Source organism: Mycobacterium sp. NGS68, from assembly GCF_059812195.1.
In genome coordinates this window covers 1-15445 of the sequence record NZ_JCALCE010000020.1, presented here as the reverse complement: position 1 = coordinate 15445, position 15445 = coordinate 1, and the positions used below count along the sequence as shown (strand labels likewise).

Genomic DNA, 15445 nt, shown 5'->3' with positions numbered 1-15445 from the left:
ATGAGAGGGTGCAACCCACCCGCGGCCCGACCCACGGCCCGGTGAAGGGTCTGCGCAGAGCCGAGTTGCTGGCGGCCATATCGCTGGCGATCGACCTCGGCCTGGGGCAGCCGATGGAGCACATGCTGCGGTCCTCGTTGATCGCGGCGCGCCTCGCCGATCGGATGGGCCTCGATACCGGGCAGCGCGCCACGGTGTACTACGCCAACCTGCTGGGCTGGATCGGTTGCCACGCTGATTCCCACGAACTTTCGGCCCTGTTCGGCGACGACATCGCCTACCGGGCCGACACCTACCGGGTGGACATGACCGGACTGCCATTCCTGCGGATGATGACCAGTCACGTGGGCCGTGGCTTGCCGGGCTGGGAGCGCGGCATCCGATCGGCCGCGTTCGTGCTCACGGCGCGCAATCAGGTTGCCCAACTGATTCATTCGCACTGCAGTTCGGCCGGCGTGCTCTCCGATCGGATGGGGCTGGACCGCGAGGTCGGACAGGCGCTGGCGTACGTCTTCGAGCGCTGGGATGGCCGCGGGATGCCGAACGGGGCGCGCGGAGAAGACATTCCGCTCGAGATCCATATCGTGCACCTGGCCGACGTCGTGGAGGTGCACTACCGCACCGGCGGGGTGCAGGCCGCTGCCGCCGTCGTCCGCTCCCGGCGTGGCACCCAGTTCAGCCCCGCGGTGGCCGAGGTTTTCGAGCGCGACGCGGCCGCGATCGTCGAGGGCCTGCTCGACATCGACGTCTGGGCGGCGGTGCTGGCGCAGGCCCCGGACCGCGACCGGGTCCTCGACGACGACGAGGTCGACGAATTACTCAAGGCAATAGCGGATTTCGTCGATCTGAAATGCCCGTGCTCGCCGGGTTATTCGCGCGGAGTCGGCGATCTGGCGGCCGCCGCGGCCCGGCACCTGCGGATGCCGCCGGCAGACGTCACGCGCCTGCACCGGGCCGGCCTGGTGCACGGCCTCGGCCGGCTGGGCGTGTCCAACCAGATCTGGGAGAAGAAGGGCCCGCTGACGACGGCGGAATGGGAGCGGCTACGGATGTATCCGTACCTGACCGGGCGGATTCTGAACCGGGTCGGCGGCCTGGAGTCCGTGGCCTCGCTGGCCACCCAGCACGAGGAGCGCATCGACGGGTCCGGGTTCCCCCGCGGGCTCGCCGGCGCCGAGTTGAGCGTGCAGGATCGGCTGCTGGCCGCGGCCGTGGCGTATCACCAACTGCTCGAGCCGCGTCCCGACCGGCCCGCCCTCGACGCCGGCGGTGCCGCGACTCGGCTGCGAGATGAGGCGCGCAACGGACGCCTGGACGCCCAGACGGTGGATGCCGTGCTCACTGCGGCCGGTCATCGGGCATCGCGCCGAACGTCATGGTCGGCGGGACTCACGTCCCGCGAGGTCGAAGTGTTGCGGCTCGTCGCGCAGGGTCGGTCGAACCGCGAGATCGCCACCCAGCTGGTGATCGCCGAGAAGACGGCGCGCAACCACGTCGAGCGCGTCTACGCCAAGCTCGGCGTCAACAACCGCACGCAGGCGACCCTGGCGGCGATCGATCGGGGCCTCGCGGCGGCGCCCTGACAGCACGGCAACTTGAGGCAAACGCCCCATGCGGCCAGGCCGTCCGGCGGCCGATGATCACGCCATGACCGAATCCATTTGCGTACCAACACATCAGCCGCTCAGCACGCGCGGCACGCGAGTAGACGCGAGCGACGTGGCCCGACGGGCCGGCGACCGCCAGATCCTGCACGAGATGTCGCTGTCCGTCGAACCGGGCGAGCTGGTCGCCATTGCCGGCGGCAGCGGCGCGGGCAAGACGACCTTGCTGGAAATCCTCGCCGGCCTGCAACCGCCGTCGGCGGGGCGGATCCACCACGACGGTGCGCCCTGCGGAACGCGATTTCGCTCCGAGTCGCGCATCGGCTATGTGCCGCAGGACGACATCATCCACCTCGAGATGCCGCTGCGCCGCACGCTGCGGTACGCGGCGCGGTTGCGGCTGCCCGCCGGGACGACGACGGCCGAGGTGAACCGCGTCGTCGAGGAGACTATGCGCGAACTCGACCTGGCCGACCGGGCCGACGTGCCCGTCCGCGCGCTGTCCGGCGGCCAGCGCAAGCGGGCCAGCATCGCCGTGGAGTTGCTCACGCGCCCCCGCCTTTTCTTTCTCGACGAACCCACCTCGGGGCTCGACCCCTCGACCGCAGCCGACGTGATGCGACTGCTGCGCAGGTTGAGCCGCCGCGGGGTCACCGTCGTTCTCACCACACACGAACCGGCCGCCATCGACCGCTGCGACCGGGTGGTGTTTCTGGCCCGCGACGGCCATCACGTCTTCACCGGCAGCCCGGCGGAGGCCCGCGGTTATTTCGACGTGCGGACCCTCGACGAAATCTACGACCGGCTGGCCGATGAGCTCACCCCGCGGATCTGGGCGCAGCGGTTCACCGACAGCGGCCGGCGTTCCGGGCCCGCGTTGACGCCGGCGAGGACCACCCGCCCAGACGTCAGGCGCGCGGGCGTCGTCCGCCAATGGTGGCTGCTCACCCGCCGCAACGTCGACGTCCTGCTCCGCAACCGCCTGACGCTGGCGGTGCTGCTCGGCTCACCGGTGCTGGTCACCGCGATGATGGCAACGCTGTTCAAGCGCGACGCCTTCGATCCGCACGGGCCTGCCGATGTGGGCCCGGCTCAGATCGTGTTCTGGATCGCGTTCGCCGGCTTCTTCTTTGGTCTCACTTATGGACTGCTGCAGATCGTCGGGGAGATGGCGGTCTTTCGGCGGGAGCGCCTGGCGGGGCTGAGCGTGGGCGCCTACGTGGCGTCCAAGATCACGGCATTGCTGCCGGTGCTCGCCGCGGTGAGCGCGGTGTTGCTGGGGGTCCTGCGCGCGCTCGGCCGGCTGCCGGCCCTCGGATGGGATGTGTACGCGGTCCTCTTCGGGACGATCCTGGTCGAGGCGACCTCGGCGCTGGCGCTGGGGCTGCTCGCCTCGGCCGCGGTGTCCAACGCCGCGCAGGCCGCGCTCGCCCTGCCGATGCTGTGCTTCCCCCAGGTCCTGTTCGGCGGCGCGATCGTCCCGGTGGACCAGATGACCACCCCGGGGCGCGCGATGAGCGTCCTGCTGTCCAACCGCCACACGTTCGATGCGCTGGGCCGTGAATTGAGCCTCGACCGCTACACGACCACCCTCCCGGCCATGTCCGCCTATCGTGAGACCTTCCACGGCGGCACGGGCGCCAGTTTCGCGGCGCTCGCCACGCTGGCCGCGGTCTTGACGCTGGCCACCGTGTGGGTGCTGGACCGACGCTCCGCTCCGGGTAGGGGTCGGCGCTGAGCGCTTCGTGGACCAGCCGTCGCCGTCCCGGCGGGTACGCCAGTCAGCCGACGTCGGGGTGATACGACGCCCACGGATGAGCCGATTCCAGTTGCGCCGCAACGCGAATGAGCACATCCTCGGCACCGTAGGCACCGGCGAGCTGGACGCCGATCGGGAGGCCATCGGCGTTGCGGTGCAACGGCAGGCTGATCGCCGGCTGCCCGCTCATGTTGAATGGCGGTGTGAATGCGGCGAACTGGCCACCGCGGCGCATCGGCGCCGTCGGATGCGCCGGGTCGTTCTCGAATTCCGTGAGCAGCGGCGGTGGTTCGGCGACCGTCGGCGTCAACAACAGGTCCCAGCCGTCGGCCCACCACTGCTGCAACGCCCGCCGGAACGCGTACACCTTGGCCTGCGCCACGGCGTAGTCGACGGCGCTCACGTGCGGCGCGCGCTCGACGAAGACCCAGTTGACCGGTTCGATGTCGGCGGCGGTCACCTCCCGGCCGAGCTTCTGGCTGAACCCGCGCGCCGCCATCGCCATCTGCACCGCCCACAGCGCCATGAAGCTGTGGGTCAATGTGGTATCGGCCAGCGCGGCCGGCCACGCCGGTTCGACGATGTGCCCGAGCCCCTCCAGCATCGACGCCGCCGACCGAACCGCCGAAACGCAGTCCTCGTGCAGGAACTCGCCGCGCGGATGGACGTCGAGCAGGCCGATGCGTAACCGGCCGGGGTCGGTGCCGACCTCTTGCAGATATGGCCGCCGCGGCGCGGGTGCGATCACCGAGTCCCCGATCCCCGGCCCGCGCACCGCATCGAGCAGGCCGGCCGTATCGCGCACCGTGCGGCTGACGCACAACTCCACCCCCAGGCCCACCTCGGCGCGCTCGGGGCCGACGGTGATGCGGCCCTGGCTCGGCTTGAGCCCCACCAATCCGCAGCACGACGCGGGGATGCGGATGCTGCCGCCGCCGTCGGACGCGTTGGCGAACGGAACCATCCCCGCGGCCACCGCCGCCGCGGCGCCACCGCTGGACCCACCCGGCGTGCGGTTCAGCGCCCACGGGTTGCGGGTCGCTCCCCAGGCCACCGGCTGGGTCGTCGGTAGGCTGCCCATCTCGGGGCTGTTCGTCCGGCCGGCGATGACCAGCCCCGCCGCCTTGAACCGCGACACCAGCGTGGTGTCGGCGGCGTCGATCTTTGCCGCCTCCTTCAGCGCCACATTGCCGTTCGACAGCGTCTGTCCCGCGAAGCTCGTGTACAGATCCTTCAGCAGAAATGGCACACCGCGAAACGGGCCGTCGGGTAGCCCGGGATCGGCGGCCACCGACCTGGCGTGGTCGAACCACTCCATGACCACGGCGTTCAGCGCCGGGTTGCAGGCTTCGATCCGCTGGACCGCGGCTTCCAGCAGTTCGGTCGGCGTGACCTCGCCGCTGGCGACCAGCGCCGCCTGATCGGTGGCGTCCATCCATCGCGTCTGTTCGGCCAGATCGGTCATGGCTTTCGGTCTACCACGCCGTGACAATGACGGGCACTACCCGCAGACCTCCGTACAGTCGTTGCGGCGGGTCGCCATCCACACCGTCCACGAGACGCAGCACCACCTCCTCGACATTTGCGGGCAAATGCGCTGAGCGATCAATTGCGCTGCCAACAAATTGGGTAGCAAATGGCTTGCGCTCGATTAGGCGCGTCCCGTGAATGCCCGACTCGCCGTATGCAACGAACGCCTCTAGTCTCAAAGGACACCGAACTTAGCGGGGGGAACGCTATGAGTGTGAACACACGGTCACGTGTGTCCAAGAGCCGACTCGCCACCGTGGCCGCGGCCAGCCTGGCCGCCGCCGCCTGCGCCGCCTGCACGACGTCGAGGACCGCCCAACCACCTGCGGAAGCCCACGCCAACTCGGCGGCGTCGACGCCGACCGCGACGCCGTCGGCTCGTCCGGTCGCCGCACCGGCTCCGGCGACGAGCCCGTTGGCCAAGGACTGGAAAATTTACAGCGGAACGGTCTACTTCGGCTGCCCCGAGGGTTTCTCCTCCAGCAAATCGGCGCTGGAAGACATTCGCCCCAAGGTATTCAACATCCGAACGGGCCAATTCGACGCACCGCCGGTGCCGATGGTGCCCGTGGGCGAGACGATAACCGGCGCCATGTGTGCGCTGACCAACACGCTCGATGATGTGAAGGTTGTCTATGTCGTAACGACGGCCGCATCAACCCCGCAAGTCCCCCAACCCCCCCAAGCCACCAAAACGACGGCGTATCTGTTCGACCTCAAATCGAGCCAGCCGCTGGCCACCAAGGAATTGCAACCGCCCACCCCCGATCTGAAATTGGCGGAAGCCAAGGACTGGCGACTCGGCTCGACCGCGCTGGGCGTCGCGTGGATGAACGCGTTCAGCGACGGCCACGGCCCGGCCACCCCACCGCGGACCGTGATCCTGTCCAACACCGATCTGTCCATGGGGTGGACCGACCCGCAACCCGGGCGGGCGCTGCCGGACGTCCTTGTCTTCCAACGGAATACGGCACCGGGCCAGACGTCGGGAGCGGAGCTGCGCCTACCGGCCGGCGAGGCGGTGTATCAGGACAACGACATCGACAACGTCGAGGCGGAGCTGTCCGACGGGCCCGACAAGCTGGTCAAGATCGCCCGACGGGATCCGGCCAATCCGGCGGCCAGGTCGACGACGTTCTACGACCTGAACGCCAAGTCCGCCCTCAAGTTCGGTGACACCGACAAGATCTCGGGCAGCGGATTGGCGGCCACGTTGTCGGATGGCAAGTTGTTCGTCGACGGGCGCGGGTCGGCCAATTCTCAGTTCGGGTTCGGCGTGTGGAACCTGCGCACGCAACACTGGGACCTGCTGAAGACCCGAACTGAAGCCACCGAAGCGGGCATCACCAAGCTGGCATTCTTCGGCGACCGCCTGTACATCACGTACGCCAGCGGCACACTCTCGGTAATCGACTTGCCCGCCGGCAACTCCGTCGCGTCGAACTGGTCCGTGCGGCCGTTCGCACGAATCACCGGGTGGACGCTGGTCTGCCGCGGCGAGACGCCGACGGGCGGGGAGTGCAAGGAGATCGTCATGGTGCAGGACGAGGACGGCCACTACCCGGGTCCCTGGACATAGCCTGTCCCCGAACACCTTCCGCCGGGGCGTTAACGTAGGCGTCCATGGGTGTTTTGGATGGGCGCGTCGCCTTGATCACCGGAGGTGCACGAGGTCAGGGCCGCGCGCATGCGCTGGCCCTTGCGGGCGAGGGTGCGGACATCGTCGTGGCCGATGCGCCCGGCCCGATGACGGACCTGACCTACCCGCTGGGCGACGAGGACGACCTGCGACACACGACCAAGCTGGTCGAAGAGCTGGGCCGGCGCTGCGTACCGATGACGGTGGACGTGCGCGACTCGGCGCAGGTCGGCGCGGCGGTCGAGCAGACGGTGCAGGACCTGGGCAGCCTCGACATCGTGGTGGCGAACGCCGGCATCGTCAGCACGGGGCCGTTGGACGAGGTCACCGACCAGATGTGGCGGCAGTTGCTGGACACCAACCTCAGCGGCGTGTTTCACACCCTGCGCGCGGCGGTCCCGGTGATGCGGCGCCAGCGCTTCGGCCGGATCGTGGTGACCTCCTCGATGGGCGGCCGGATGGGCATCCCCGACCTTGCGGCCTACAACGCCACCAAGTGGGGAATCATCGGGCTGGCCAAATCGCTGGCGCTGGAGGTCGCGAAAGAGGGCATCACGGTCAACGTCATCTGCCCCACGACCACGCAGACGCCCATGGTGCAGCCCGCCGGAGCGGATGACGTTCCCGACGAATTGGTGCGCCGGATGATGAAGGCCAACCCGATACCGAAGCCGTGGCTGCAACCCGAGGACGTCAGCCGCGGGGTGCTGTACCTGGTCAGCGATCCCGGAGTGATCACCGGCAGCGTCCTCGAGGTCGGCCTGGGCGGCAGCGCCCGCATCCACTGACGCGCCTGTTGACTCGGGACGACGCCGGGTTCAGGATCAGGGCTACCGGAGGTGGAGCATGCTGCTGGCGCGTGGGTATCACAGCCATGGCCCTGGCGGCGGATTCACCTGGGTCAGCGTCACCATCTTCGTCCTCGTCCTGGCGTTCGCCATCTATCGTGCGAGACAACGCAGGAGACAGCAGAACTCGCCGTTCGGGCAGGATTCGGCGACGTCCTGGCCGCAACCCGGCAGCGCGCCGGGCTGGTATCCGGACCCCAACGATTCGTCGCAGCTGCGCTATTTCGACGGTCAGTACTGGACGTCACAAGCGCGCCGTCGGGAGTGACCAGCTGATCGGCTGAGCGGTGCGGCAGGATCGGTTCATGCGTGACTTCCCGCCCGCCTTGCCCGTTGAAGTCAGCTATCCGCGGCTCGCTGCCCGTACACAGCGTTTCAGCCTGGGCACGCCGCGCAACTTCGCCGCCGCTCCGGACGGCTCGCGGGTCGCATTCCTGCGGTCCCGGTCGGGCACCGACCGCACGACGCTGCTCTGGGTGCTCGATCTGCCGCCCGACGGTTCGTCCGCCGAACGGCTCGTCGCCGATCCACGCGCGCTGGTCGGGGGCGAGGAGGAGCTCTCGGCGACCGAACGCGCGCGTCGGGAACGGGCACGCGAGGGCGGCGGCGGGGTGGTCTCCTATGCGACCGACTCGGCGGTGACCCGCGCGGCGTTCGCGCTCTCCGGAGATCTCTACGCCGCGGACCTGGTGAGCGGCGGTGTACGCCGAATCGACGTGCCCGGCCCGGTCGTCGACCCGCGTCCCGACCCGACGGGAGCTCGGATCGCGTACGTATCGGGCGGGGTCGTGCGCGTCGTCGGCGTGGACGGATCCGCAGACGCCGAACTCCCGGGTCAGGACACCGGACCGGACATCACGTGGGGGCTCGCCGAGTTCATCGCCGCGGAGGAGATGGGGCGGTCGCGTGGATATTGGTGGGCCCCCGACGGGACGGCGGTGCTGGCCACGCGGGTCGACGCCGGCCCGGTGCGGCGGTGGCACATCGCGGATCCGGCTCACCCGGAACGCACCCCGACGACGGTCGGGTATCCCGCGGCCGGGACGCCCAACGCGGTCGTCGGTGCACACATCCTGTCGGTCGGCGCCGAACGCGTCGAGATCGTCTGGGACAGTGCGACTTTCCCGTACCTGGCCAGAGTGCACTGGTCGACCGACGGGCCACCGCTGCTGCTCGTGCAGTCACGGGACCAGCGCGAGACGCGAATCCTCGCCGTGGACGCGGCAACCGGCGCGACCGAGGTGCTGCACGCCGACTCCGACCCGTCGTGGGTGGAACTCGTGGACGGGGTTCCGTTCTGGGGCGAGCCCGCGCGGCTGGTCCGGGTTGGCGACGCCGACGGGGCGCGGCGGCTGTACATGGGCGCCGAAGTCGCCTCGGGCGACCTGCAGGTGCGCGGCGTGCAGGGGACGGTCACCGGCCCACAGGGCGAGTCCTGTGTGCTGTTCACCGCGTCGGACGGCGACCCCACGCAGGTCCGCCTGATGCGAACGTCGCCGAACGGCCCGCTGCCGGTCGCGGACGCCGACGGAATCACGGTCGGCAGTGGGGCGGGGCGGCTCACCGTGGTGGTGTCCGCCTCGTTGGACTGGTTCGGCCGACGAGTCAGCGTCTACCGGGACGGCGCGCGCGTGGCGACGATCGCGTCGCTCGCCGAGGAGCCGCCACTGCTCCCGCAGCCACGGCTGCTGAGCGCCGGGGAGCGCGGGGTGCGGACCGCGCTGTTGCTGCCGCGCGATCACGTGGCGGGCTCGCGACGGCTACCGGTGCTGATGGACCCCTACGGCGGCCCCCACGCGCAGCGAGTCCTGCAGGCGCGCAACGGGTTTCTCGAATCGCAGTGGTGGGCGGATCAGGGCTTTGCCGTCGTCGTCGCGGACGGACGCGGCACGCCCGCGCGCGGTCCGCAGTGGGAGCGGGCGGTGCGGGGCGACCTGGCCACGCCGGTGTTGGAGGACCAGATCGCCGCGCTGCATGCGGCGGCCGAATCCCACGCCGACGTGGACCTCTCCCGCGTCGGCATCCGCGGCTGGTCCTTCGGCGGCTTCCTCGCGGCGCTGGCGGTGCTGCGCCGGCCCGACGTCTTCCATGCCGCGATTGCCGGGGCGCCGGTCACCGACTGGGCGCTGTACGACACCCACTACACCGAGCGCTACCTCGGCGTGCCCGGCAGCGACGAGACCGTCGAGGCGGCGTACACCCGTTCCTCGCTGCTGCGCGACGGCGTGCTGGGCGAGGTGAGCCTGCCCGCACGGCCCCTGCTGCTGGTTCACGGTCTCGCCGACGACAACGTCGTAGCCGCGCACACGCTGCAGCTGTCGTCGGCACTGCTGGCCGCGGGGCGGGTGCACCAGGTCCTGCCGTTGTCGGGAATCACGCACATGACGCCCCAGGAGGTCGTGGCCGAGAACCTGCTGGGCTACGAGCTGGACTTTCTGCGCCGCGCGCTCAACGCGTGACCGCGGCGGCCTCCGGGCTGTGGTTCAAGTTGATCGGCGAGAAGGCGCGGACGGACTTCAGACCAAGACCTCGGAGAACGGCAGGACGACCCCGGCCATCCGCGCGGCATAGATGATGTCGGCGGGAGTGCCGCCGTCCCAGCACAACAGCGTCTCGAGCCGACGACTGTAGGCGTAGTCGACCATGTAACGCACCACCGCGTCGGGATCCTCGATCCCGTACAGCCCCGGGCGCTGCGTGCCGGCCAACAGCCGCGCCGATTCGTACTCGCGGCGCAACGCGGCCCACTCCTCTACCGACGGATTCTTGCCCGCCACCAGCGTGCGCGCCACCGACACCGCCACGGGCGGTAATTCGGGACCCAGACCGAAGGCCGCCGCCTGGGTGACCTCACGGCAGTAGTCCTCGACGTCGGCGGCGTCGGCGCGTTCCAGCGCCTCAAACAGCGCGGGATTCACCGTTTCCAGCCGGTGCGAGCGGCCGCGGGTCAGCCGCGACGCATCCGCGTCGGTCGGACCGCCGGACGGGGCCACCCCCCACGCCACGTCCTCGACGCCGTCACTGATCAACTCCGACCGCGTCACCCATGTCGTCGCGATGGCCGACACCACGTCCCCGCGATCGCGGATCGCCCGCAACACCGTCTCGGCCGGATTGAACCAACCGAACCACCGCGTGTCGAAATCCGGATCCAACCCCGCGGCCAACGGCGCGCTGCGCGGCAGATACACCCCCAGCGGGATATAGCCCGCGCCCTCGTTCGTGGCGATCCACATCTCCGGCAACCCCGAAGCCCCGCGCGCGATCCCCACCGCCCAGTCCAGACCCGGATGCACCACACACGAGGCCGCCGCCAGATCGGCCACCGTCGCGCGCGCCAACTCCAGGTCGGTCATCGACGTCTCCCGACGCACCCGCGCCGGAGAAGAATCACGAACCGCCGCAGGCAACAACCCCGGACCCGCACCGCCCCCACCACCGGGCGGAACGTTCGACGGCGGCACCGGCGGCACCGCCCCTGGCGCCCCGACACCCGCACCGGCGGCCGCACCCGGCGGCAACACCGACCCATACGGCGTCATCGGCGCACCCATGCCCGCCCCAGCCGCCGCTGGTTCGGCCGCAGGAGCGACCGCCGCCGACAACGGCGCCGCGGCCACCGGCGCCGACTGACCCAGCGGAGCCGCCAACGGCCCCGCCGGGGCCTTGGGCACCGCCTGCTCAGCCGCCGCCAACGCCGGACCCACGCCAGCAGCACCCGCACCCGCCAGCAACCCGCTGTTGAACTGCGACGTCATCGCCTGCGAAATCGCCTGCGCCGCCTGACTTTGCAATGCCGGAGCAGCGAGGTTGCCGGCCGGGCCGAACATGCCCGGATTGAAACCACCCAACAACCCCGACAGCGGCCCCAACCCGCCACTCAGTGGCGAAGCGCCACCACCACCCATCGACGGCATCGACGGCAGCGACGGAATCGACGGAATCGTCGGAATTCCGGACGACCCGGGCAACGGCGAAGGGACGCCTCCTCGCCCACCGCCGGGAAGACCCCACGGGCCCTGTCCGGGTTCGCCACCCCCGGGCAGCGAGTCTCCACCACCACGGTGTCCCGGTGTGCCTGCACCGGCGCCGTGGGGCTCGCCGCCCGGTCCGTCCGGCTGCGGCGGGTCTTCGTCTGAATCACCCCGCTGATTCCCGGCGGGTCTCACTCCCGGCGATTGCGGAGCCGGAGCGATACCGAACTGATTGGACAAGGCCGTGGTGGCGCCAGTGACGTAGCCCTTGAGCTGGCCCGAGTAGTCGCCGATCATTCCCTGGTAATGCGTCAGAATCGGTGCGACTGCCACCGGTGCGCCGCTGTTGCTTCCCAGCAGCCGGTTGATCTCCTCGTGTGCTTGGTCGTTGGCTTCGCGCATCTTCTGTTTGATCGAGCGGATGTCCTTGCCCAACAGCTTGTACTGCGCGGCGCTCTCCTTGGCCACGGCCACCAGACGCTGGTGCAGGCTGTCCTCTGAGGCGTAGTGGGTCTGGGCCGCGTCGGCTCCCGCACCAGACGTCCAATAATTCGCGAACACCGTGCCGACGTGAGTCTTGGCGGTCTCGTTGGAGTGCTCCGCCTGGTGTTCGAGCCGCTCGAGTCCGGTCGCCGCCTGCTCGAACGCCGACTCCGACTCGGTGGGCCACAACGCGCCCACCAGGTACGGGCTGTAGAGGCCGCCCGGACGTGGGACGTCGCCACCGCCGGGCATCCCGTAGTTCGGGACGTACCCGTCCAGCGCCGGTCGGGCGGCCGCGAACAGTTGGAGGACCTTGGCGGCTTCGCTGTTGTTGCGTTGCTCCCACCAGCCATGGCTGTTGTTTGAGACGTCGGCCATCAGTGCGCAATCCCGCACAGGCTGTCGAGTGCGTCGATCGCCGTATTCGCCAGATGGTTCAACCGGTTCACCTCCGCGGTCGGCAAGCCGGCCATGGCTGCGCTGGTCAGGTCCAGCGTCGTGTCGATGTAATTCTTGGCCGCGCCCGCCACCTCCTGGGGCGTCGCGGGTGTCAGCGAATCTCTCACTGCCACAACACTATCGACCGATCGAAGCGTCAACGGAACGTTCAATTGACCGTGCACCCGAACACCCCCCTGTGTGTCCTGTCCCCGCGTCGAGCGATCGAACACCTGGCACACCTGCGCTTTCGCGGTTGCCTGCTGGGCCGGGCTGTACGGCGGTGCGGCGGATCGCGGCGAAGTCGGCGCCGGACCCGTCGGCGCGGCAGCGTTCTCGCGCTTGGCCGTGTGGGCAAGCGCCGCGACAGCCACGAGCGCAGCGATCGAAACCACCAAGACGACCATGGCCCAGCCCCGGCGGGTGCCGGGTGACGATGGCGGCGGGTAGGCCGACGCACCCGGAAACGACGACACCATGTCCAGCCGTCCTACCTGGTCAAACCCGTGTCGAAGAGGTCGTCATGCGATGATCGTACCGTCGGCCATCGCCTCATACAGCTTCCAAACTGGGCCGCTTTCGCGGGGCCAGCGCGCGATCGCACGCGCGGCGCGAGCCGCGCGCAGCGGCGCGATCGCAAGAAACCGCGACACTAAAACGTCGGCGAAGACACGCCGGGTAATGGCGCCGCAGTTTAAGTTTCGCGATCTGCACGGCACATGGGCGGCAAGACGGCGGCCTTAGTCGTCTAGTGCGGCAGGCCGCACACATCCGCGAACGCAAAAATCGCGTCGTTCGCGATGCCGTTCAGCCGATTGCTTTCCTCGATCGGCACGTTGGCCAGGGTCGCCGTGCTCAACTCCTGAGATGTGGTGATGTATTTGCGGGCAGCGGCAGTAACCTCCGGCGGTGTCGCGGGGGAAAGCGCATTCTCCACCGCCACAACACCATTCAACGTGCGTAACACGCGAGGGATGTTGACCTGGCCGTTGACGACCATCCCGCCTTGCCCCTCCAGTCCCCGTGTCGAGACATCGAAGACCTGACACACGCGCTGCTTGGCAGCTGCTTGGTCGGCGGGACTGTACTGCGGCGAGGTCGTGGTCGGCGGCGCGGACGTCGCAACTGGTTGCGGTGTGCTCGGGTCGTGTGCGAGCGCATAGGTCACCGCGGCCGTCGCGGCCATCGCCGCCAACACCGCGACTGCCTTACCCACCGCCAGCGGCCAGCGCCTAGGCCCGCGCGGCGGAGACGGCGGCTGCCCCATCGACTGCGGAGGTGCGCCGGGCGGCGGGACATAGCCCGGCACACCCGGTGATGGCGACGACATACCCGCTTACCTAGATGGTCAGGGTGCTCGTGCTGGCCGCCTCGGTAGCCTCAACGCTGGTCACGCTCAGCGCGGTCGAGGCCAGGCCTTCAGCCGCGACGCCAGCCAGGTGAGCACCCGCAGCCGCCAGCAGTCCGCGCACCTCGCCCGCAAATTCCAGCGTGTAACTGCCGGCCGGGGTTTGCACGCCCCCGACCCCGCCGGCGGCCTCGCACCTCGCTTGACCGGCCGCATTCAGACCGCTGCTGGTCGCCTGCGGATCCATCTCGAATCTTGCCGACATGCCCAGATCGTACCGCCCGGCGTCGGCCCGTACAGCAGCCAAATGGCGCCGTTGGCGCTTGGTGGTGGCAGGTCGTCGACCCCGTCCAGGCTCATGCCGTGCCGCCCAACTAGTGCTTGACGAACACGCCCAAGGGCAAACAGATCTACATTCCAGCCTGAGCCGGCGCGCAGAGCAACGCCACAGCGAGGCGATAAATCATGCGGACTCTTCTTGATTGGGGTACCGACCAGTTCCATCCTGTTACGCCGCTGCCGTCGGCGGCGAATGTGGTTGGTCGCCCGCCGACGGAGCCGTCCCGGTTAACTCTCAGATTCAACCTGCGAAATTCAACGGAAACTCATATAAAAGCAGCCCAGGCCTGATAATAGTCCATTAGTCCTCATTCTTAACGACTCGGGCAGTTGGTGGGGAGGCAGTCATGTCGTTCGCCCTTGTGTCGGCAGACTTCTTGGAAGTAGCGGCGGCCGATATCGCGGGCATCGGGTCGTCGCTGCAGGCGGCGCACACAGCTGCCGCGGCCTCATCGACGTCGGTGGTCGCCGCAGCAGGTGATGAGGTGTCGGCAGCGATCGCGTCGCTTTTTTCCGGTTACGGGCAGCAGTACCAGGCGCTGGGCGCAAAGGCGGCGGCGTGGCAGGCCGAGTTCACGCAGGCGTTGAGCGGCGCGGCCGGCGCGTATGCGGCCGCAGAGGCGGCAAATTTGACGCCATTGGCTCTGGCGGCGCGGCAGGCCCAGAGCTTGGGACTGTTTTCACCAGTGCTGGATTTGACCGGGCGCCCGTTATTCGGCAATGGGGCTGATGGCGCTCCCGGCACGGGGCAGCCCGGCGGCGGCGGCGGCTGGCTGTGGGGCAACGGTGGCACCGGCGGGTCGGGAGGCCCGGGGCTAACCGGAGGTGCTGGGGGGTCGGCGTTCTTGTTCGGAAACGGCGGGGCCGGTGGTGCCGGCGGTGACGGTACGACAGGGGCAACCGGCAGCACCGGCGGCGTCGGTGGTACCGGTGGCGTGGGCGGTACCGGTGGCGTGGGCGGGCGTGGCGGAATGGTGTTCGGCAACGGCGGGGCAGGCGGCGTTGGTGGCACCGGTGGGGTCGGCGGCGAGGGTGCGGCTGGTGCCAGCGGTATCGGTAACACGACGGATGGCGGGGTCGGTGGGACCGGCGGCAACGGCGGCCAAGGCGGCGCCCCCGGCGCAGGCGGGGCCGGTGGATTGATCGGCAGCCCAGGCGCAGCAGGTTCGGCCGGTAACGGCGGAGCCGGCGGAGCCGGTGGGACGGGCGGTCAAGGCGACGCCGGTGCGGTCGGCAGTGGCAACGCCGGAACAGGGGCCATCGGCTATTCCGGCGGCGACGGCGGCCATGGCGGCAACGGCGGAGACGCTGGCATCGGGGGTGGTGGCCACCAAGGCGCCGGCGGCCATGGCGGCAACGGCGGTGTGGGTGGCGTCGGTGGTCAGGGCAGCGACGGCACCGACAACAGCGCCACGGTCGACACCGCGGGTGGCCAAGGCGGACAAGGCGGCACCGGCGGCACCGGCGGCAACGCCGGAACCGG

12 protein-coding genes are annotated in these 15445 nt (G+C 69.6%); 7 read left to right on the top strand and 5 right to left on the bottom strand.

What is annotated here, in order from left to right; all coding sequences use genetic code 11:
* Nucleotides 1–8: 8 nt before the first annotated feature.
* Both AC5Y5V_RS20590 and AC5Y5V_RS20585 read left to right on the top strand, forming a co-directional pair.
* Nucleotides 9–1583 carry an HD domain-containing phosphohydrolase gene (locus AC5Y5V_RS20590; protein ID WP_499939230.1) on the top strand — a complete coding sequence of 525 codons (1575 nt, stop codon included), beginning with the start codon at nt 9–11 and terminating at the stop codon, nt 1581–1583.
* 64 nt (nt 1584–1647) lie between these two features.
* Nucleotides 1648–3342, top strand: a complete 1695-nt coding sequence (locus AC5Y5V_RS20585; protein WP_499939226.1) for an ATP-binding cassette domain-containing protein — start codon at nt 1648–1650, stop codon at nt 3340–3342.
* A 43-nt stretch (nt 3343–3385) separates the two neighbouring features.
* Here the strand turns inward: AC5Y5V_RS20585 and AC5Y5V_RS20580 are convergent, their stop codons facing one another.
* Complete coding sequence (locus AC5Y5V_RS20580; RefSeq protein ID WP_499939224.1) at nt 3386–4828, bottom strand: amidase; 1443 nt, start codon at nt 4826–4828, stop codon at nt 3386–3388.
* A 273-nt stretch (nt 4829–5101) separates the two neighbouring features.
* On the opposite strand from AC5Y5V_RS20580, the gene AC5Y5V_RS20575 reads away from it, so the two are divergent.
* Genes AC5Y5V_RS20575 through AC5Y5V_RS20560 form a run of 4 tightly spaced genes read left to right on the top strand, consistent with a single transcriptional unit; the run spans nt 5102 to nt 9839 of the window.
* A complete protein-coding gene (locus tag AC5Y5V_RS20575; RefSeq protein WP_499939221.1) occupies nt 5102–6472 on the top strand; it encodes a hypothetical protein in 1371 nt (456 codons plus the stop codon).
* A gap of 44 nt (nt 6473–6516) precedes the next feature.
* Nucleotides 6517–7320, top strand: coding sequence for a mycofactocin-coupled SDR family oxidoreductase (locus tag AC5Y5V_RS20570; RefSeq protein WP_499939219.1), 804 nt, complete (start codon nt 6517–6519; stop codon nt 7318–7320).
* Nucleotides 7321–7378: 58 nt separating this feature from the next.
* Nucleotides 7379–7648, top strand: a complete 270-nt coding sequence (locus AC5Y5V_RS20565; protein WP_499939216.1) for a DUF2510 domain-containing protein — start codon at nt 7379–7381, stop codon at nt 7646–7648.
* A gap of 37 nt (nt 7649–7685) precedes the next feature.
* Nucleotides 7686–9839, top strand: coding sequence for a prolyl oligopeptidase family serine peptidase (locus tag AC5Y5V_RS20560; RefSeq protein WP_499939213.1), 2154 nt, complete (start codon nt 7686–7688; stop codon nt 9837–9839).
* A gap of 57 nt (nt 9840–9896) precedes the next feature.
* Here the strand turns inward: AC5Y5V_RS20560 and AC5Y5V_RS20555 are convergent, their stop codons facing one another.
* From AC5Y5V_RS20555 to AC5Y5V_RS20540, 4 genes are all read right to left on the bottom strand, one after another.
* A complete protein-coding gene (locus AC5Y5V_RS20555; protein WP_499939209.1) occupies nt 9897–12215 on the bottom strand; it encodes a hypothetical protein in 2319 nt (772 codons plus the stop codon).
* Nucleotides 12215–12682 carry a hypothetical protein gene (locus AC5Y5V_RS20550; protein ID WP_499939207.1) on the bottom strand — a complete coding sequence of 156 codons (468 nt, stop codon included), beginning with the start codon at nt 12680–12682 and terminating at the stop codon, nt 12215–12217. The genes AC5Y5V_RS20555 and AC5Y5V_RS20550 overlap by 1 nt, the downstream gene beginning before the upstream one ends.
* 341 nt (nt 12683–13023) lie before the next feature.
* Nucleotides 13024–13473, bottom strand: a complete 450-nt coding sequence (locus AC5Y5V_RS20545; RefSeq protein WP_499939205.1) for a hypothetical protein — start codon at nt 13471–13473, stop codon at nt 13024–13026.
* 142 nt (nt 13474–13615) lie between these two features.
* A complete protein-coding gene (locus AC5Y5V_RS20540; protein WP_499939203.1) occupies nt 13616–13888 on the bottom strand; it encodes a hypothetical protein in 273 nt (90 codons plus the stop codon).
* 421 nt (nt 13889–14309) lie between these two features.
* Here AC5Y5V_RS20540 and AC5Y5V_RS20535 point away from each other — a divergent pair.
* Nucleotides 14310–15445, top strand: a 1136-nt coding sequence (locus AC5Y5V_RS20535) for a PE family protein (RefSeq protein WP_499939201.1), incomplete at its 3' end; no start/stop codon positions are given.